At 68.6% G+C, this 18,169-nt stretch carries 21 protein-coding genes; 10 read left to right on the top strand and 11 right to left on the bottom strand.

All coding sequences use genetic code 11. From position 1 onward, the window contains the following. The first annotated feature begins 3 nt into the window (after positions 1-3). Positions 4-933: a DMT family transporter gene (locus OG876_RS10940; RefSeq protein ID WP_328524696.1), complete on the top strand. Its 930-nt coding sequence runs from the start codon at positions 4-6 to the stop codon at positions 931-933. On the opposite strand, the gene OG876_RS10935 is transcribed toward OG876_RS10940, so the two are convergent. Continuing rightward, positions 855-1,547 (bottom strand): TetR/AcrR family transcriptional regulator C-terminal domain-containing protein, encoded by a 693-nt coding sequence (locus tag OG876_RS10935; RefSeq protein ID WP_328524695.1) that lies wholly within the window; start codon positions 1,545-1,547, stop codon positions 855-857. The genes OG876_RS10940 and OG876_RS10935 overlap by 79 nt on opposite strands. A 48-nt stretch (positions 1,548-1,595) precedes the next feature. Here OG876_RS10935 and OG876_RS10930 point away from each other — a divergent pair, with 48 nt between their 5' ends. Next, on the top strand, positions 1,596-2,507 hold the full coding sequence (locus OG876_RS10930) for an SDR family oxidoreductase (RefSeq protein WP_328524694.1): 912 nt from the start codon (positions 1,596-1,598) through the stop codon (positions 2,505-2,507). A gap of 3 nt (positions 2,508-2,510) precedes the next feature. Here OG876_RS10930 and OG876_RS10925 read toward each other — a convergent pair whose 3' ends face one another. From OG876_RS10925 to OG876_RS10915, 3 genes are all read right to left on the bottom strand, one after another. Next, positions 2,511-3,152, bottom strand: coding sequence for an MBL fold metallo-hydrolase (locus tag OG876_RS10925; RefSeq protein ID WP_328524693.1), 642 nt, complete (start codon positions 3,150-3,152; stop codon positions 2,511-2,513). 169 nt (positions 3,153-3,321) lie between these two features. Beyond that, positions 3,322-4,281, bottom strand: a complete 960-nt coding sequence (locus tag OG876_RS10920; RefSeq protein WP_328524692.1) for an Abi family protein — start codon at positions 4,279-4,281, stop codon at positions 3,322-3,324. 118 nt (positions 4,282-4,399) lie between these two features. Then, positions 4,400-4,996, bottom strand: coding sequence for a LysE/ArgO family amino acid transporter (locus tag OG876_RS10915; RefSeq protein WP_328524691.1), 597 nt, complete (start codon positions 4,994-4,996; stop codon positions 4,400-4,402). A 73-nt stretch (positions 4,997-5,069) separates the two neighbouring features. Between OG876_RS10915 and OG876_RS10910 the strand changes: the two genes are divergently transcribed. After that, the gene (locus tag OG876_RS10910) at positions 5,070-5,957 is read left to right on the top strand and encodes a LysR family transcriptional regulator ArgP (RefSeq protein ID WP_328524690.1); all 888 of its coding nucleotides are present in this window, start codon (positions 5,070-5,072) and stop codon (positions 5,955-5,957) included. A 142-nt stretch (positions 5,958-6,099) separates the two neighbouring features. Then, positions 6,100-7,086, top strand: a complete 987-nt coding sequence (locus OG876_RS10905; protein ID WP_328521197.1) for an IS481 family transposase — start codon at positions 6,100-6,102, stop codon at positions 7,084-7,086. Between the two features lie 3 nt (positions 7,087-7,089). Here OG876_RS10905 and OG876_RS10900 read toward each other — a convergent pair whose 3' ends face one another. Next, positions 7,090-7,935 (bottom strand): SCO6745 family protein, encoded by an 846-nt coding sequence (locus OG876_RS10900; protein ID WP_328524689.1) that lies wholly within the window; start codon positions 7,933-7,935, stop codon positions 7,090-7,092. After that, the gene (locus OG876_RS10895) at positions 7,932-8,438 is read right to left on the bottom strand and encodes a GNAT family N-acetyltransferase (protein ID WP_328524688.1); all 507 of its coding nucleotides are present in this window, start codon (positions 8,436-8,438) and stop codon (positions 7,932-7,934) included. Before OG876_RS10895 ends, OG876_RS10900 begins: the two co-directional genes overlap by 4 nt. A 64-nt stretch (positions 8,439-8,502) precedes the next feature. Here OG876_RS10895 and OG876_RS10890 point away from each other — a divergent pair, with 64 nt between their 5' ends. Next, entirely contained in the window at positions 8,503-9,609 is a 1,107-nt protein-coding gene (locus OG876_RS10890; RefSeq protein WP_328524687.1) for a calcium:proton antiporter, read from the top strand. Here the strand turns inward: OG876_RS10890 and OG876_RS10885 are convergent. From OG876_RS10885 to OG876_RS10875, 3 genes are all read right to left on the bottom strand, one after another. After that, positions 9,584-11,026, bottom strand: a complete 1,443-nt coding sequence (locus tag OG876_RS10885) for an ankyrin repeat domain-containing protein (RefSeq protein ID WP_328524686.1) — start codon at positions 11,024-11,026, stop codon at positions 9,584-9,586. The genes OG876_RS10890 and OG876_RS10885 overlap by 26 nt on opposite strands. A 145-nt stretch (positions 11,027-11,171) precedes the next feature. Next, on the bottom strand, positions 11,172-11,528 hold the full coding sequence (locus OG876_RS10880; protein WP_328524685.1) for a YybH family protein: 357 nt from the start codon (positions 11,526-11,528) through the stop codon (positions 11,172-11,174). A 3-nt stretch (positions 11,529-11,531) separates the two neighbouring features. Continuing rightward, positions 11,532-12,569 (bottom strand): amidohydrolase family protein, encoded by a 1,038-nt coding sequence (locus OG876_RS10875; protein WP_328524684.1) that lies wholly within the window; start codon positions 12,567-12,569, stop codon positions 11,532-11,534. A 120-nt stretch (positions 12,570-12,689) separates the two neighbouring features. Between OG876_RS10875 and OG876_RS10870 the strand changes: the two genes are divergently transcribed. From OG876_RS10870 to OG876_RS10860, 3 genes are read left to right on the top strand one after another with little or no spacing between them, the layout of a single operon-like run. Next, entirely contained in the window at positions 12,690-13,115 is a 426-nt protein-coding gene (locus OG876_RS10870; protein ID WP_328524683.1) for a hypothetical protein, read from the top strand. A gap of 3 nt (positions 13,116-13,118) precedes the next feature. Then, complete coding sequence (locus tag OG876_RS10865) at positions 13,119-13,529, top strand: thiol-disulfide oxidoreductase DCC family protein (protein WP_328524682.1); 411 nt, start codon at positions 13,119-13,121, stop codon at positions 13,527-13,529. Next, entirely contained in the window at positions 13,501-14,169 is a 669-nt protein-coding gene (locus OG876_RS10860; RefSeq protein ID WP_328524681.1) for a TetR/AcrR family transcriptional regulator, read from the top strand. The genes OG876_RS10865 and OG876_RS10860 overlap by 29 nt, the downstream gene beginning before the upstream one ends. Positions 14,170-14,172: 3 nt before the next feature. Here OG876_RS10860 and OG876_RS10855 read toward each other — a convergent pair whose 3' ends face one another. Then, positions 14,173-14,682 (bottom strand): DinB family protein, encoded by a 510-nt coding sequence (locus tag OG876_RS10855; protein ID WP_328524680.1) that lies wholly within the window; start codon positions 14,680-14,682, stop codon positions 14,173-14,175. Between the two features lie 421 nt (positions 14,683-15,103). Here OG876_RS10855 and OG876_RS10850 point away from each other — a divergent pair, with 421 nt between their 5' ends. Continuing rightward, the gene (locus OG876_RS10850) at positions 15,104-16,600 is read left to right on the top strand and encodes a DEAD/DEAH box helicase (protein WP_328524679.1); all 1,497 of its coding nucleotides are present in this window, start codon (positions 15,104-15,106) and stop codon (positions 16,598-16,600) included. A gap of 44 nt (positions 16,601-16,644) precedes the next feature. On the opposite strand, the gene OG876_RS10845 is transcribed toward OG876_RS10850, so the two are convergent. Further along, positions 16,645-17,196, bottom strand: a complete 552-nt coding sequence (locus OG876_RS10845) for a CGNR zinc finger domain-containing protein (protein ID WP_328524678.1) — start codon at positions 17,194-17,196, stop codon at positions 16,645-16,647. 63 nt (positions 17,197-17,259) lie between these two features. Here OG876_RS10845 and OG876_RS10840 point away from each other — a divergent pair, with 63 nt between their 5' ends. Beyond that, positions 17,260-18,168, top strand: coding sequence for a phosphotriesterase family protein (locus OG876_RS10840; RefSeq protein ID WP_328524677.1), 909 nt, complete (start codon positions 17,260-17,262; stop codon positions 18,166-18,168). Position 18,169 lies beyond the last annotated feature (1 nt).

Here is an 18,169-nt window from a genome sequence, read left to right as displayed (position 1 = left end):
AGCATGAGGAAACAAGGGGTGCTGGCCGCCGGCGCGGCTGCGGTGACGGTGGTGTTGTGGGCATCGGCGTTCGTCGCGATCCGCCATGTCGGTCAGGAGTTCTCGGCCGGCGCCCTGTCCCTGGGCAGGCTGCTGGTCGGGAGTGTGCTGCTCGGGATCTTCGTGTTCAGCCGGCCGCGGCGCTGGCCGGCGAAGGCGGACTGGAAGTTCCTGCTGATCTGCGGCCTGCTCTGGTTCGGTGTCTACAACCTCGCGCTGAACGAGGCTGAGCACCGGCTCGACGCCGGGACGACGGCGATGCTCGTGAACATCGGCCCGCTGCTGATCGCATTGCTGGCCGGCGTACGGCTTCACGAGGGCTTCCCGCGCCAGTTGGTGATCGGCAGTGTCGCCGCGTTCGGTGGTGTGGTCCTGATCGGACTGTCGTCGTCCTCGGGGAGCGCTGAGACCTGGGGTGTCTTGCTCTGCCTGGTGGCCGCGGCTGCCTACGCCATCGGGGTTGTGTCGCAGAAGCCGCTGCTTGCTCGGCTGCCTGCGCTCAAGGTGACCTGGCTGTCATGCCTGATCGGCGCGATCGCGTGCTTGCCGTTCGCGCCGACGCTGGTCCGGGAGACCGCCGACGCGCGGCCGTCGACCATCTGGTGGGTGGTCTTCCTCGGTGCGTTCCCCACCGCGATCGCGTTCACCACGTGGGCCTACGCGTTGGCGCGGACGACGGCCGGTCGGATGGGCGCGACGACGTACCTGGTGCCGCCGTTGACGATCTTCCTCGGTTGGCTCCTGCTCGACGAGAGTCCGGTGCCGCTGGCCTACCTCGGTGGGCTGCTCTGCCTGATCGGCGTCGCGATCTCGCGCTACCGGCGGCGGACCGTGGCCCCGATGCCTGCGGTCACGGTGGACAGTCCGGATTCGAAGCCGCTGTCGAAGTCGTAGGCGAGGCCTTCGGGGCCGAGCTCCTGGACGATGCGGGTGAGGATCGGCGCCTTGCCCGCGGGCAGCCCCTCGACGCGGGTGAGCAGATCGGGAGCCAACTCGAAGGTGTCGGCGCGGACAGACGCCTCGCCCAGGCTGAATCCGTGGATGAAGTCGATGAGCGTGTTCGCCGACTCGAAGATTTGTCGCGATGACAGGGCCGCCCGGTCGAGCGCGCGGTAGAACGGCTCCATCGTGACTACCACGACGTCCGATACCGCCGAGGTGTCCGACAGCACCTGCAGTGCGAGGTTCGGGTGCGCCCGGAGCGCGTTGCGATAGGCCCGCGCCGCGTCCTTCAACTGCTCGTCCCACGGCACGGCGTCGCCCGGGTCGGGGTACTCGAGCCCGGCGAACACGAGCTCGGCCAGGCCGGCCAGAACGGCGGCCTTGTTCGGCAGGTGGTGGTAGAGCGACATCGGGTTGACCTCGAGGGTCGCGGCGAGGCGGCGCATGGTCAGCGCGTCGATGCCTTCGTCGTCGACGATCCGCAGTGCTGCGGTCAGGATCGCCTCCCGGCTCAACCGCTCCTCCCCGGCCCGGGGCCGCCCGGAGCGGTTGCCAGCCTTAACCATACGTCGTATGGTACATAACCATACAGCGTATGGAAAAGGAGTGTGGGCATGAAGCCGTTGGCGGGGAAGGTGGCGCTGGTGACCGGGGCGACCCGGGCGGCCGGGCGGGGGATCGCGGTCGAGCTCGGCGCCGCCGGTGCGACCGTGTACGTGACCGGCCGCAGCACCCGGGCCGCGCGGTCCGAGATGGACCGGCCGGAGACGATCGAGGACACCGCGGAGCTCGTCGACGACGCCGGCGGCCGCGGCATCGCCGTACCGGTGGATCATCTGGACCCGCAGCAGGTCCGCGATCTGATCGACCGGATCGACCGTGAGCAGGGCGCGCTACACATCCTGGTGAACGACATCTGGGGTCAGCACGGTGAGCCCGAGTGGGACAAGACCGTGTGGGAGAGCGACCTCGAGGGCGGTCTGCGGTTGCTGCAGTTGGGCATTCATACGCACGCGATCACGAGTCACTACGCGCTGCCGCTGCTGATCAAGTCACCCGGTGGGCTCGTCATCGAGATGACCGACGGGACGAACGACTACAACGCCGACCACTACCGGGTGTCGTTCTTCTACGACGTCGCGAAGGGTGCCGTCGGCCGGATGGCGTTCGCGCTCGCCCACGAACTCGACCAGTACGACGCGACCGCCCTACTGCTCACGCCCGGCTGGCTGCGGTCTGAGGCGATGCTCGACGGGTTCGGCGTGACCGAGGCGAACTGGCGGGACGCGACCGAGCGGATGCCGCACTTCGCGATCTCCGAGAGCCCGTCGTACGTCGGTCGCGCGGTGGCGGCCCTCGCTGCGGATCCCGACGTACGCCGGTGGAACGGCAAGTCCACGTCCAGCGGTGAACTCGCCCAGCTCTACGGCTTCACCGATCTCGACGGCAGTCGCCCCGACGCGTGGCGCTACATCGTGGATATCCAGGACCCCGGCAAGCCCGCCGACACCACCGGCTACCGCTAACGCCTATAGCTTGTACGGCGGGCACACCACATCGCCGGCGCCCGCCGAGGCGACCGGCCGAGCATCACCCGACAGCGCCGCGTGCGGATGCGATGCCGCGACAGGGATCCCGAGAGCGGCCGCCATCGCGAGCACGTCCCGTCGCGACGTCACGGCCACTGCCGGATCCCGCTCGTACACATAGGTGAGCTCAGGCCACCGAGCCTGCGCCGGATGCACCAGCACATCGCCACCAAGCACCGCCCGCGAGGTCACCACCGACTGATGCCCAGGCGTATGCCCCGGCGTCGGCATCAACCGCATCCCGTGAAGCGTTGTCTCCCCATCCACCACCCGCAACTGCCCCGCGTCCACGATCGGCCGAATCATCCGCTCGTACGTCGTCCCACCCCGCACGTGCTCGACCTCGTCCCGCTGCACCACATACTCCGCGTTCCGAAACCGCGGCACCGACCCATCCGCACTCCACCCCACATGATCCAGATGCACATGCGTCAACACCACCGCGTCAACCTCATCAGCCCGCACCCCAGCCACTTCCAACAACCCAGGCAACCGCCCCACCACCCCCAACCACTCAGCCGCCTCCCCACCCGCCGGCCCGATACCGGCATCCACCAGCACGACCCCAGAGCCCCCAGTCACCAGATAACTATGAAAATGCAGCCACCACCCACCCCCACCCACGTTCCCCGGCATGACTGATGCAGTCCACTCCGCCTGCTCATCACCCCACCCCGGCAACGCCTCCGAAACCCCCTCCGGAAACACCCCCACCGCATCACACAACACCGTCACATCCACCCGCAGCTCCTCACCTCACCCACGGCCATTGCCCAGCCCACCCCTCAGGAAACCCCAACTCGGCAAGGCTCCGTCCACAGGCCGGCACCTCAACAGCCAGCAACTCCCTCAGCGGTGTCACCCAATCACCCTGCCCAACCCGCTCCAGCAGGAACGCCAGAACACACAACGTCGAATAGACGCGGTTGTGCGACACGTCCGAATGGCTCAGGTGCTGGAGTTCGGGGATGGTCGCGAGTTGCCGCGCCGCGATCTTGTTGACCATATGCCGGTTCCAGAGACGCGAATGATGTGCGCAGGTGTTGCGGACGTAGTTGAGCACCCGCAACCAGTTGCCCAAGGTATGTCCGTTTCCGAGACCGGCGTGATCGACGACGTCCAGGTCTCGAGCGATGGCGTTGCGATCTGCGGCTTTGAGGCCTCGGTAGAGATGTGCCGCGGAGCCGAAGTCCATGATCTCGGTGACGACCCAAACTGGCAGGCGCCCGTCGTACTTCCGCTGGAAATGCACGATGAACTCCTCCGACGAGCGAGCCTGCGCACTGAGCAGCTTGCTTAGCCATTCGTCGTACTTGCTCGGACGCGCGCCGTTGGAGCGGGTGAATTGTCCGTCGAGGTTCGCGCGGTTCAGGTGCGCGTAGGCGCCGCGCTGGCCGAGCGTGAAACCCATCATGACGCGCAGGGCGATCTCGACGCGCTCGATCGCGTCGAGGACGTGAAGCTTGAGCCGCCGATCGGTGTCATACAGCCGGACGACCGTGGCGAAGGTCGTGCCTTCGATGAATTGGTCGTCCCGCCGTGTCGGACCGAGCTGACGACGGTACGGATACCAGTAGCCGCTCAGGCGGTAGTACCCGACCACGCCCAAGAGGTTAGCTGCGGCAACAGGATCGTCGATGACCATTCCTCTGCTCTTCAGCAATTGGACTTGGGCATCGAAGGACAGATGTGGCTTGGCATAGGCAGGCACGCGAATCCCCCGGAAAGACGACCAGCCCGTGCCCGAGCGGGCAGAGGGGCTGGTCTTGCTACTCACAGTCTATCGGGTTGTGCGGGTAGCGACCAACGCGTATTCGTGCCTGTGGATATCAGGGCAACAGCATCCAGGTTGCTAGGGCGGTCATGAGGAGGGCTATGGCGGAGTCGAGGAGTTGCCAGGCTCGGGGGCGGGCGAAGATCGGGGAGAGGTTGCGGGAGAAGAAGCCCAGGGAGAAGAACCAGGTGAAGCTGGCGGTGACGGCGCCGAGGCCGTAGAGCCAGCGGCCGTCGGTGCCGCGTTGGTTCGCGAGGGAGCCGAGGAGGACCACGGTGTCGAGGTAGACGTGTGGGTTGAGGTAGGTGAAGCCGAGGCAGGTCAGTACGACGCTGCGCAGTGCGGCGGGGGCGTGGTCGGCGGGGCTGATGGATCCCGGGTTGAGTGCTCGCCGAGCAGCGAAGACGGCGTACGTGTAGAGGAAGGCGGCGCCGGCGTACTTCGCGAGGTCGAGGGCCAACTGGCTGCGGGTGAGCAGCGCGCCGAGGCCGGCGATGCCGCTGGAGATGAGGAGCGTGTCGGACAGTGCGCAGGTGAGGACCACCGGCAGGACGTGTTCACGGCGGAGGCCCTGACGGAGCACGAAGGCGTTCTGGGCGCCGATCGCGACGATCAGGGTCAAGGACGTGGCAAAGCCGGCCAGGAGGGGCATGCCTCGACGGTAGGCAGCGGACGGCCGGTCAAACCAGCTAAAGATTCTGAAGCACCATTAGGATTGCTTCATCATGCAGTTCGACTCCGCGCAGCTCGAGACGTTCGCGGCTGTCGTCGACGAAGGCAGTTTCGACGCGGCCGCCAAGCGCCTGCGGCTCACGCCGTCCGCGGTCAGCCAGCGGATCAAGGCGCTGGAGAGCCGCCTCGGCCAGGTCGCGGTGATGCGCGGCAAGCCCGCGAAACCGACCGAGGCCGGCGAGGCGCTGCTCCGGCTCGCCCGTCAGGTCTCGTTGCTCGAACTGGAGGCGATCGCGGCCGTCCGTGGCACCGTCGACGCGCTCCGGCTCCCGATCGCGGTGAACGCGGACTCGCTCAACAACTGGTTCCTGCCGGCGATGCTCGACCTGTCCCAGAACCACGACGCCAGGTTCCTGGTCCACCAGGAGGACGAGGAACACTCCGCCGAGTTCCTCCGCAACGGCACGGTCCTGGCCGCGGTCACGGCCGATCCGCGGCCCGTCCGGGGCTGCCGCGTCGTACCGCTCGGCAAGATGCGGTATCTACCGGTCGCCACCCCGGAGTACGCCGAACGCTGGCTGACCGGCAAGCCACTTCCGGACGCGCTGGCCGAGGCGCCGATGATGGTCTTCAACGCCAAGGACGTGCTCCAGCACCGCCTGATCCGCAAGGTCACCCGGCGGAAGCTCGACCCGCCGACGCACGCGGTCCCGGCGCCCGGCGCGTTCCACCAGGCGGTCCGGATCGGTCTCGGCTGGGGCATGATCGAGGACGAGGTCGCCGAACCCGAGCTGGCCGCCGGACGCCTGGTAGATGTTGCCCCCGGCAAGTATATCGACGTGCCGCTGTACTGGCAGCACTGGAAGCTGGAGTCCGCCATCCTCGACGCCCTCACGGCGGCGGTACTACGAGCCGCTGCGGCTGGTCTTCGTACGTCCTGAGCGTTACCACCTTCAGCGGACCCGCTCAAGGGCTAGTTGTTGTGACCCAGCAGGTTGTTGACGGCGTGGTGGCTTGATCGTGGGAGGACCTCCGGGCGGAGTGGATGTGTCTGACGCATCGACTTCGACCACGGAGGTCCTCATGGCCCACGCTAATGCCCGGACAAACTTGTTTGGTCGCAGGCTGATCGTTGAGCGGGTCGCGGCCGGGTGGCCGCCGGCGCAGGTGGCCGAGCAGCTGGGCATTTCGCGGGCCACGGTGCACAAGTGGCTGCGCCGCTACCGACAGGCCGGAGACGCGGGCCTGGTCGACCGGTCGTCGCGGCCGCGACGCTCACCGAACCGGCTGCCGGCCCGGACCGAGCAGTCGGTACTGGCCGCGCGCCGGCACCGCCGCCGCGGCGCGGTCGTGCTGGCCGCCGAGCTTGGCCTGAACCCATCCACCGTGGGCCGGGTCCTGTCCCGCCACCAGGTTCCGCACCTGGCCACACTCGACCCGATCACCGGCCAGCCAGTCCGTTCACCACGCCACTCCCAGATCCGCTACGAATACGACCGCCCCGGCGCGATGATCCACGTCGACGTGAAGAAACTCGCCCGGGTCCCGGCCGGAGGGGGCTGGCGCCTGCGCGGCGCCGAGGCCACCGTCGCCCACAAGCACAAGAAGACCCTGATCGGCTACGACTACGTCCACACCGCCATCGACGACCACACCCGCCTGGCCTACTCCGAAGTACTGCCCGACGAACGCGACCCAACCTGCGCCGTGTTCCTGCACCGCGCCCTGACCTGGTTCACCACCCACGGCATCACCGTCGAACGCGTTCTCACCGACAACGCCATGGTCTACCGACGCGGCCACGGCTGGGCCGCCACCTGCACCACCTGGCACCTCAAACGCCGCTACACCCGACCCCGCTGCCCCTGGACCAACGGCAAAGCAGAACGCTTCAACCGCACCCTGCTCACCGAATGGGCCTACGCCCAACCCTGGACCAGCAACACCGACCGCAACCAAGCCCTCGACAACTTCCTCGACCACTACAACAATCGACGCGGCCACTCCGCCCTCGCAGGCAAACCACCCATCACCCGGCTCAACCCGCGTCAACAACCTCGCGGGTCATAACAGCTAGTCCCAGCGCATTGCCATTGGGTTGTCCTGCGGGATGAAGCCCGCGGACATCAGCTGCGCGCTGAGGGGGTGCACCAAGTCGTGCAGCTCGGCGGTCAGGTCGTCGCCCAGGGTTCGCCAACCCTGGTCGGCCAGCCGATCTGTGGTGGCTTCGATCTCGCGCCGCAAGGCTCGTCCGGCGTCGGTGAGCGCGCCCGTGGAGTCGAGGAGGCCGCGACCACGCAGGTCGTCCTCGGCGGCGGCCCAGTCCTCGTCGCTCCACCGGCGGTTGACCTGGAAGACTTCCTTCGACGGTCCGCCGGCGGCTGAGATCGTCAGGCATGCCTGGCATGGGCTCAAGCCCGCCGCGACGAGCGCCGCGACATGACCGTCGCCGCGAGACTCCCGCAGGATCGTGGTTGCCTGCCACAGCACCAGATGCGGTTCGTCCGGCCACTCCAGCGCGGCGTTGGCCGCTGCCATCGGTCGCCCGCTGACGGGCGCCAGTTCGGCCGCCTGCCGAGCAACATCGGCCGCGCGGTCGAACGACGTCCCTGGAAAGAGGCGTCGTACGGCGTTGTCCACTGCCTGCAACCGTGCGTCGAGCAACTGTGCGGGTGTCGCGTGATCCCACGCGTCCGACAGAGCGCGCGCCACCATCGCCGGATGGAAGCTGTAGAACAGGGCGGCGACGAGGTCGGGGCCGACCGGGCCGAGCGGTGCTGCCCGGCAGCCGAAGTAGCTCATCCAGCCACCCTTCAGGCCGAGCGCGTCGGTCGCCTGCTTGGTGTCGGGTGAGAAGTACGTGATCGCGTGATACGGCTCGAGCGCCTTCCACATCCGCCGAGCCCGGCTGTCCGTCATGGCAAAGGGCGGTACATGACGTGGAGGCCGACGTACCCGAGTTTGGGGTGGTCGAACGCCTCGGGGACCGTGCCGGCGATGCGGAAGCCGAGTGACTGCCAGAGGTGCACGGCCGACTCGTTGGTCTCCACCACCGCGTTGAACTGGATCGACCGAAAGCCCGAGCGCTCGGCCCACGCGATCATGTCCTCGCACAGCAGCCGCCCGACTCCTTTGCCACGGGCCGCGCCGTCGACCATGAAGCTCGCGCTCGCGACGTGCGCGCCCGGGCCTGGGCGGTTCGGGTACATGTTGGCGCTGCCGAGAACGGTGCCGTCGGCATCGACCGCGACCGTGGTCCGGCTCAGCGCCGCACTCGACGGTGACATCCAGAGCGCTCGCGCCTGCTCCTCGGTCAGCTCCGGGTCGTAGGTGTACGTCTCCCGCGCGGCGACGATCTCGTGGAAGAAGGGCCAGATGGCCGCCCAGTCGTCGGCGGTCGCGACTCTGATCTGCACAGACATGATGCGAGAAGCATCACCCGTGGATCTCCGGTTGCCAAGCGCATTCCCGATAGACTGCCTGAGGATGACAAACACCGTGATCCAAGGGCTGCCGCGCTGGAGTCTGGCCGTGCCCCCGCTCGCTTTCGTCGTCCTGCTCGTGACCTGGCATCGTGACCTGGGCGTTGTGCTGCTGATCCTGGTCTGCGCCGGTCTCGGCGCGGCGGTGATCGCCGCCGTCCATCACGCCGAAGTTGTCGCCCATCGGGTCGGCGAACCGTTCGGCACGCTGATCCTCGCGCTCGCCGTGACGGTGATCGAGGTCGCACTGATCGTCACCCTGATGGTGCCCGGTGGCGTGAAGGCCGCGACCCTCGCGCGGGACACCGTGTTCGCCGCGGTGATGATCACCTGCAACGGCATTCTCGGTCTGTCTCTCGTTGTCGGCTCGCTGCGGCACGGCACGCAGGAGTTCCGCGTCCGTGCGTCCAGCAGTGCGCTCGCGGTGATGACCGCCCTGGTCACACTGAGCCTGGTGCTGCCGACGTTCACCACGAGCGCGCCCGGTCCGCAGTTCAGTCCGGCCCAGCTGGCGTTCGCCGGGGTGACGTCGTTGGTGATGTACGGCGTGTTCGTCTTCGTGCAGACCGTTCGGCATCGGGACTATTTTCTCCCGGTCCCGTCGTCGGACGTGGTCGAGGAGGATGACGAAGGTACGCACGCGACGGCGCCGAGTGGACAGGTCGCGCTGCTCAGCCTCGGGCTGCTGTTCGTCTGCCTCATCTCGGTGGTCGGTCTGGCCAAGACGGTGTCGCCCAGCCTGGAGTCGGCGGTGGAATCGGCCGGCGCGCCGGTGGCTGTCGTCGGTGTCGCGATCGCGTTGCTGGTCCTGCTGCCGGAGACGGCTGCCGCGGTCCGCGCCGCACTGCGCAACCGCCTCCAGAACAGCTTCAACCTCGCCCTCGGATCAGCCCTCGCGAGCATCGGCCTGACCATCCCGGCGATCGCGGTCGCGTCCATCTGGCTGAGCGGACCGCTCGTGCTGGGTCTCGGTGGCACGGAGATGGTGCTGTTCGCACTCACGGTCGTGACCAGCATCCTCACCCTTGCCACCGGCCGGGCCACGCTCCTTCAGGGTGCCGTCCACCTGATGGTGTTCAGCGCGTTCATCTTCCTCGCGATAAGCCCCTGAGATAGTCGGCAACCGCCTGCTGCTGGCCGTGTTCGGCCCAGCCCAGCGCGTTCCCGCCGTACGACGGATCCCGCAGCTCGGGATCGGCCCCGAGCTCGATCAGCTTCTTCACCGTGTCCAGGTGGCCATGGATCGCGGCTTGGTGGATCGGTGCGGACAGCGCGACGACATTCAGGTCGAAGCCGAGACGCTGGAGTGGTTCCAGCGCCTCTGATCGGCCGATCTCGGCGGCGCGGATCGGGAGGTACGGGTTGCGCCGGATCGCCCGCGCGACCAGCTCGGGGCCGGCCGCCGGCGTCTCGCCGCACATGATCGCGGCGAAGAGTTCATGGACCTCGTCCACCGGTGCCGCACCACGCGCCCGGAGCAGGTCGGCGATCTCGGTGTATCCCAGGACAGTGGCGAACTCGTACGCGCGATGACCGTGGAAACCCGGATGCCTGGTGCCACGCCCGTCCGGATCGGTGCCTTGGGCAAGGACCAGCTCGACCCGATGCAGCAGGCCCGCGGATGACGCGAACACCAGCTCGTCCTCCAGCAGCTCCCGTGGCGTCGGGTGGGCGGTCGTCATCCGCTCGTGCCACGGACCACCGTCGCCCCGTCCGAGCCCGTATTCGAGCAGGAGCTCCAGGTGCACATCGTCGTACGGCGGGGGACACCCGGGGCCGCAGTTGTACATGGTCTGGCTGTCGTTCGGATCGGCGCCGGCGTCGAGCAGGAGCCGGGCGAGCTCGACCCGGTCGCGATGCGGCGGCTGATCACCTTCGCCGCGGCCGAAGGCTCCGGTCAGCGCGGTGAACGGTGACGGCAGTCCCTGCCACAGATAGCCAGCGTTCGGGTCGGCACCATGCTCGAGGAACAGCCTCGCGATGTCCACTTGATGCGGCACATCGAGCCGCCCGTACGTGATGTAGAGCAACGGCTGCCAGCGGTAGGGGCCACCTTCTTCCCTTGCCTGCCAGGGATCCGCGACGAGCGCCTCGCGGACAGCGTCCAACTCGCCGGCCACCGCCATCGTGTAGATGTTGCTCCGGGCAACCTCCGGGAACTGCTCCAGCAACTGCTCCGCGGACCGCTGCCGGGCCGGGTCGTCCTCGCCGTAATGCAATGTCGAGAGTCGCAGGAACTCGTCGGCGCGTTGGTCCGGGGTGTCGAGCGGTCCGCCGATCTCCTGGCGGTGGGGGGAGCGGCTGTACTGGTCGACCAGCTCCAGATGGCGGACGATCCGGGGCCAGCTGGGGAAGCCGTAACTGCGGGCGATCACCAGTTGAGCGTCGGCCAGAGTCTGCACGGGATGGAACTCGGTGGCCAGCGCCACGGCGTCCCGATCGCCATCGCGGACCTGCTTGAGCAGCGTCTTCGCCTGCTTGCGCAGGTGGTCCAGGTGCGGGTCGTTCGGAAGATTCCGGGTCGGCATCGCGACCTCCTCTCTACGAGCCTGCTGTCCGCGTCGTCAGGCGAGAAAGGAGGTGAACACAGCTCACACAGCTTCGTGAACAGGTGGGCTGAGCCCTTCCCGCGGACCGGTGGCACCCTGCGTGCCTACCCGGAAGCCTAACCGACTAAGGCTTTTCCATCCACCACTCGACGAACTCATGGGCCCGATCGTGGTCCAGCCGGATCACCCAGAGGTTGCTGAACTCACCCGGCGGATCGGTCAGGTACGTCGTCCAGCCGCGCACGAACCCGACTCCGTCGCCGAAGCCGAGCACCTCGTACTCGAACGTCGTCTCGCCCGGAGCGTCCGCGACCTCGAGCCACGCCTGCACGATCGCGTCCCGGCCCAGCACCGGCTCTTCGTCGGGTCGCCGGTACCACGCAGCGTCCTCGGTCCACAGCGCGGCGATGTCAGCCGGGTCGTTGCTCTCCCAGGCCTTCCGGTACTTCGCGACCCACTTGTCGAGGCTCTTCTCCCGCATAGGTCATCGGATCCGTCGGTGCTGGAGGATGACGGCGGCCGGTGTGGCGAGGACCTCGGGGTGTTCGCGCGGATCCGCGTCGTACGTCACGAGGTTGCCGTCGCCGGAGAGACCGAGGAAGTCCTGCGCTCCGGTGGATGCGGCCACCAGGGCCTGATCGACCGTCAGGCCGTGCTTCACCAGCAAGTCGATCTCGCCGGCCACGGTCCCGACCACGTCCGATCCGGTCAGCACACGGACGCCGTACCGATCGGCGAGCTGGAGCATCGACGTGAGGTACTCCGACCTGGCCTGGCGCCGCTTGTCCTGCTCCGGCGTGGCGTCCGGCCTTGGCCCGACGGATGCGCACAATGTCGGCGTCCACGCACCAGCTCGGGCGCCGAGTGTCTCCAGGTCCCGTTCGGTGATCGACGTACCGTGCTCGATCGAATCGACCCCGACGCGGACCAGGTCGCTGACGAACTCGGTGTTGGTGTGCGCCGCGACCCGTGCGCCGCGGGAGTGGGCGAGTTCGACCACGGCCTCGACCAGTGCGGTCTCGTAGGTCTGCTCCATCGGGCTGTCCCGGATCGGGCCGTCCGGGCCGACGGCCGGGAAGTCGCCGATGAGCTTCAGCCAGGTCGCACCGTCGTCCAGCTCGGCGCCGACCGCGGCCAGCAGGTCCTCCGGCTGCACCGGCTCGTGCATGCGCGGAAAGTACCGCCCGCGGGGCGCCAGGAACCGCCCGGCCGCCAGGACAACCGGCCGGCTGTCGTCCTGGATGGCTGCCAGCTTCAGAGTGACCGTCCGGTCGCCGCCGACATCACGCACTGCGCTCACTCCGGCGGCGGCGAGTTCCTCGAGCCGCTCGGATGCGAAGTCGGACCCGAACAACCGCGGCCCGAGGTCGTCCGTCCCGACGGTCAGGTGGCAGTGCGAGTCCACCAGCCCCGGTACGCCGAACCGCCCGGGCAGCACGTCCGCGGCGCCGGACCGGCCGAACTCGAGCCGGGCGGTGTCGCCGGCCGGGAGGACGGTCCCTTCGAACAGCCAGGTCGTCATGGTGGTCATCCTGCCGCACCGGAGATCCAGGTCACGTCGGCGGCTACTTGAACATGTTCAAAAGATCGGCGTACGCTCGCCGCGAGACAGAGTTGAACGTGTTCAAGAAGTGGGGACGAGATGACGATGACCGTGACGACGTACCTGATCTACCTGCTGATCGCGGTGCCGCTGACGATCTGGGTGGCCCGGACGCTGAGCCGGAACGGACGGATCTTCCTGGTCGACGTGTTCCACGGCAACGAGGACTTCGCCGACGCGGTGAACCGGCTGCTCGTGGTCGGCTTCTACCTGGTCAACCTGGGATTCGTGACGCTGTTCCTGCGCGCCGACAAGGTCGTCGTCGACGCCCGCGGAGTCTTCGAGCAGCTGAGCGTGAAGCTCGGGTTCGTGATGCTGGTGCTCGGCGGGCTGCACCTGACGAACGTCTGGATCTTCAACAAGATCCGCAACCGCAGCCAGCTCCAGGCCATGACCACTCCGCCGGTCCCGCCGAACGACGTCGTCCCGGTCGGCGCCGAGCAGCCGATGCCGTACGGCTACTGAGCCATGCGCGAGCTGACCGTTCTGTACGACGCGCAGTGCTCGCTGTGCCGCCGGTTCAAGGACTGGCTGGCGGTGCAGCGGCCGGCGCCGAACGGGCAGGGAGGGGTGGTGCGTCTGCGGTTCGTCGCGGCGGGGTCGACGTACGCGCGGGCGCTCTACCCCGAGCTGGACCACGAGGCGACGCTGCGCGAGGTGACGGTGGTCGCCGACGACGGGTCCGTGTACGTCGGCGACCGGGCGTGGATCGTGTGCCTGTGGGCCACGGGGGAGCACAGGCACACCGCCGTACGGCTGGCGAGTCCGGTGCTGCGGCCGGTGGCGCGGGCGATCGTCCAGGCGGCTACGGGACTGCGGCGCTCGAGTGGAGGTGACTACGCTGACCGATGTGACGGACAGTGCGACCGCCAAGGGTGAGCAGACTCGGGAGCTGATCCTGTCCACGGCGCTGCGGCTGTTCCGCGAGCAGGGGTACGGGAAGACGACGATGCGGGCGATCGCCACCGAGGCGGGCGTCTCGGTCGGCAACGCGTACTACTACTACGGCTCCAAAGAGCATCTGATGCAGGCGTACTACGACCACCTGCAGGAGCAGCACCGCGAGGCCGTCGAGTCGATCCTGGCGTCGGAGAAGGCGTTCGTGCCGCGGATGACCGGCGTACTGCGGACCTGGCTCGACGTGGCCGCGCCGTACCACGAGTTCGCCGGCACGTTCTTCAAGACGGCGGCCGATCCGAAGAGTCCGCTGTCGCCGTTCAGTGCGGAGTCCCGGCCGGCGCGGGAGGCGAGCGTCGACGTCTTCCGCCGGGTCGTCGAAGGCTCGGACCTGACGCTGCCGGCCGACCTCAAGGCCGAGCTACCCGAACTCCTGTGGCTCCTGGAGATGGGCATCGTGCTCTTCTGGGTCCACGACGACAGCGACGACCTCCGCCGCACCAAAGCCCTGATCGACCGCTCAGTCCCCCTGGTCGACCGCCTGCTCCGCCTGACCCGCATCCCGGGCGTCCGCGGAGTCGTGAACGACGTCGTCGGCCTGATCCGCGCAATCCGCCCGTGAGAGCTACTCGCCGATGAGGCCGTCGAGGCGTTCGCGGAGGAGGTCGGCGTGGCCGTTGTGGCGGGCGTATTCCTCGATCATGTGGATGTAGAGGTAGCGCACCGAGTAGTCGCCCTCGTGGTTGGGGCGGAGGAAGGTGTCGTCGAGGCTGTAGCGGGCGGCGATCTCGTCCGAGGTCTCGACGATCTGCCGGAAGTCCTCGAGGTCCTGCTCGGCCTGTGCCGGGTCGGCGAGGTCGAAGTCACCGTCGGGATGCTCGGCGGTCCAGAACTTCGGCTCGGCGGGGAGTTGGGCCAGCGCGCGGTGGAACCAGTACTTCTCGACCTCGGACAGGTGCCGGACCAGTCCGATCAGCGACAGGCTGGACGGTTCCACACCGCGCTCCACCAGTTGTTCACCGGTCAGCCCGGAGACTTTCCACAGCAAGGTGCCGCGCTGGAAGTCGAGGAAGCCCTGGAGAAGTTCGCGTTCACCCGCGGCGGTGGGCGGATCCACCCGGAACTGTGTCGTCACGAGCAGAATCTAGCGGTGTGACGAGCGTCCTGTGAATATCCATCGGGGTCTTGGCCCCCGGTGCCGTAGACTGTCTGTGACGGCCCGCCCAGTTCTGCCTCGGGCCGGTGAGCGCAAACACCTTGCGCCAGCAGTCGACCACCACGCGCCGCGGCCGTCAACGGCCGCGCCGGGCAGGACGACCCCCGAACTTTTGGAGTACCAGATGGCGGTCCGCCGCCCCACGTCCACATCCACGCAATCCGCCCAACCGCAATCCACCTCCGCATCTCCGTCCGCGTCGCGTCCACGCCGCCGGCGCCGTTCCGGTGACCGTCGCAACGGATCCTCCGCCGCGGCGCTCTTCGGCCCACCCGCTGAGACCGGCCGGCCGTCGAAGGTTGCGGTCAGCAACAACACGTCGTACGACGAGGTTGACAAGATGGTTGTCCCCGACAACCTTACGTTCGCCGACCTCGGCGTCCCCGGGACGCTGGTCACCGCGCTGTCGGCGACCGGGGTGACCAAGCCGTTCCCGATCCAGGCGGCCACGCTGCCGGATTCCCTGGCCGGCAAGGACGTTCTCGGCCGCGGCCGGACCGGATCGGGGAAGACCTACGCGTTCGTCCTGCCGGTGCTGGCAAGGCTTGCCGCCGGCCGCGGGAAGCGCCGGGCGAACCATCCCCGCGCGCTGATCCTCGCGCCGACCCGCGAGCTCGCGACCCAGATCCAGGCGTCGATCACGCCGCTCGCCGACGCGCTCGGCCTGCGCTCGATGACGGTCTTCGGCGGCGTCGGCCACGGCCCGCAGATCACCGGCCTGCGCAAGGGCGCCGACATCGTCGTCGCCTGCCCGGGCCGGCTCGAGGACCATGTCCAGGCCGGGCACGCGAAGCTCGACGCGGTCGAGATCACCGTGCTCGACGAGGCCGACCACATGGCCGATCTCGGCTTCCTGCCCGCCGTCCGCCGGATCCTCGAGGCGACCCCGTCCAGCGCCCAGCGGCTGCTGTTCTCGGCCACGCTGGACGCCGGCGTCAACGTCCTCGTCCAGCGATTCATGACCACGCCGGTCACGCACAGTGTCGACTCGGCGCAGTCGCCGGTCTCGCTCATGACCCATCACGTGCTGCACGTCCAGCCCGACACCCGGCTCCCGGTGCTCGTCGACCTGACCGCCGCGCCCGGGCGTTCGCTGGTCTTCACCAGGACGAAGTACGGCGCCAAGGCACTGACCAAGAAGCTGATCGCCCAGGGCGTGCCGGCCGTCGAGCTGCACGGCAACCTCTCCCAGGGCGCCCGCACGCGGAACCTGGAGGCCTTCTCCGACGGTACGGCGAAGACCCTCGTCGCCACCGACATCGCGGCCCGCGGGATCCACGTCGACGACATCGCGCTGGTCATCCACGCCGATCCGCCGATCGAGCACAAGGCGTACCTGCACCGCTCCGGACGGACCGCCCGCGCGGGTGCCGAGGGCACGGTCGTCACCTTGATGACCGACGACCAGGTCCGCGACGTCCGCGACCTCACCCGCAAGGCCGGCATCGCCCCGAAGGTCACCAAGCTCAGCACCGGCGACCCTCTGCTGACCGAGCTGGCGCCCGGCGAGCGGACCTTCGTCGAGCCGGCGGTCAAGGTTGTCCAGCCGGAGCGCCTCGCGAGCTCGGCCGGTCGCGGATCGGGCCGAGGCGGCCGTCGCCGGCGCGCCTCGGGCTCCGCTCAGCCGGCGACCGAGCAGCGGCCGAACCGAGGCCGTTCCGGTCAGGCGTCACGCGCGGCAGGCGGCTCGCGAGGCTCTGGCCGCGCCAAGTCCCGCGCAGGCTCGGGCGGTTCGAAGACCTACACCACGAGCACTCCGGGATCGGCCGCTCGTCCGGCCGGCGCCGCAGCGTTCTCCGCCGGCTCGCGGGCCGGCAGCTCCCGCCGCGGTCGCTGACTCACTGCGTTGAGCTGACCCATTGCAGGTGTTGAAGGGCCCAGTCACTCCGACTGGGCCTTTCGCGCGCGGTGGGCCCGGACGCGGCCGCGGGTGGCGCAAGCGGGATTGGGGCACCAGCGGCGGCGGCCCGAGGGGTCGCTGAAGACACCCCGGCAGTCGTGCTCGGGGCAGACTGACAGGAACTCCCGCTCCGGCCCGGTCAGGTGATCCACAGCCTGTCGCGCGATCCGGCCCAGCGCGTCGGTCGCGGTCGCCGGTGGGGTGCGCACCAACCGGTCGGTGACCTTCAGGCTCACCGACTCGCCGTCGAGGAACCGCCCGAGCGCCTTCACCTGCGCGCTGTCCGGCGGTACGCCGTCAACCGTCGCCAGCGCGACCGGTCGCAGTGCCTCCCGCAACTCCCAGGCCAGCTCGAGATCCGCCGCGGACACCTTCCGGACCGGCCGCAGTTCGACCGCGTCGAGCCACTCCACGAGTCGCCCGACCGTCGGCATCCGCTCCACCGGGTGCTCCCCGAAGTGCGTCCCCCGGGTGGCCAGCAGATTCAGCCAGGTCGCGCCAGAGTCGAACCGAAACGCCATCCGATCGCCCATCTGGACATCGTAACGCCTCAGCCGTTACGTTGGTAACGGTTCGACCGTTACAGAGGAGGCATCGTGATTCGGACGGTTCTGGGGGATCTGCAGCCGGAGGCGCTCGGGGTGACCGACTCGCATGATCATCTGTTCTTCCGTTCGGCAGTTCTGCCCGGGCAGGAGCTGGATGACGAAGACGCGGCCGTGGCGGAGGTGGGTGCCTTCGCGGCAGCCGGTGGGCAGGCGGTCGTGCAGTGGACGCCGCACGGACTGGGCCGCCGGGCCGAGCTGTTGCCCGGGATCTCAAGCAACACAGGGGTTTCGCTGATTGCGGCGACCGGACTGCATCGGCGAGAGCACTACCCGGAGGGATTCGTCGACGGTGTGCGGGATCGGCTGGCCGAGATCTTCGTCCGCGAGCTGACCGTTGGCATCGGCGACAGTTCGGTCCGGGCGGGACTGATCAAGGTGGCCGGCGGATTCCACGTCCTGGACGCGCATGCCGAGCTGGTGATGCGGTCAGCGGCCGAGGCGCATCACGCGACCGGCGCGCCGATCGCGATCCATCACGAACTCGGGTCCGCGGCGGACGCCGTACTGGATCTCCTGGTCGACAAGCTCGACGTACCTCCGTCGGCGGTGATTCTCGGGCATCTGAATCGGTTCCCGGATCATCGTGGTCATGTCGAACTGGCCGAGCGGGGTGCGTGGCTCGCGTTCGACGGGCCGTCGCGGGCGAATCATGCGACCGATCCTCGGTTGCTGGACTGCCTGGCCGCTCTGGTCGACGCCGGGTACGCCGACCGGCTGCTGCTCGGCGGCGACACCACGACCGCCCGGGCTCGCGGCGCGACAGGTGAAGGGCCGGGTATGCCGTATCTGCTCACGCACCTGAAACCGCGGATCGAACGGCACCTGGGGGCCGACGTGGCGGAAGCGCTGTTCAGGTCGAACCCTGCGCGCGCCTTCGCGGCCGACTGGCGAGGCTGAC

This window comes from Kribbella sp. NBC_00359 (assembly GCF_036097425.1).
Taxonomy (GTDB): domain Bacteria; phylum Actinomycetota; class Actinomycetes; order Propionibacteriales; family Kribbellaceae; genus Kribbella.
This window is presented reverse-complemented; position numbering and strand designations above follow the sequence as displayed.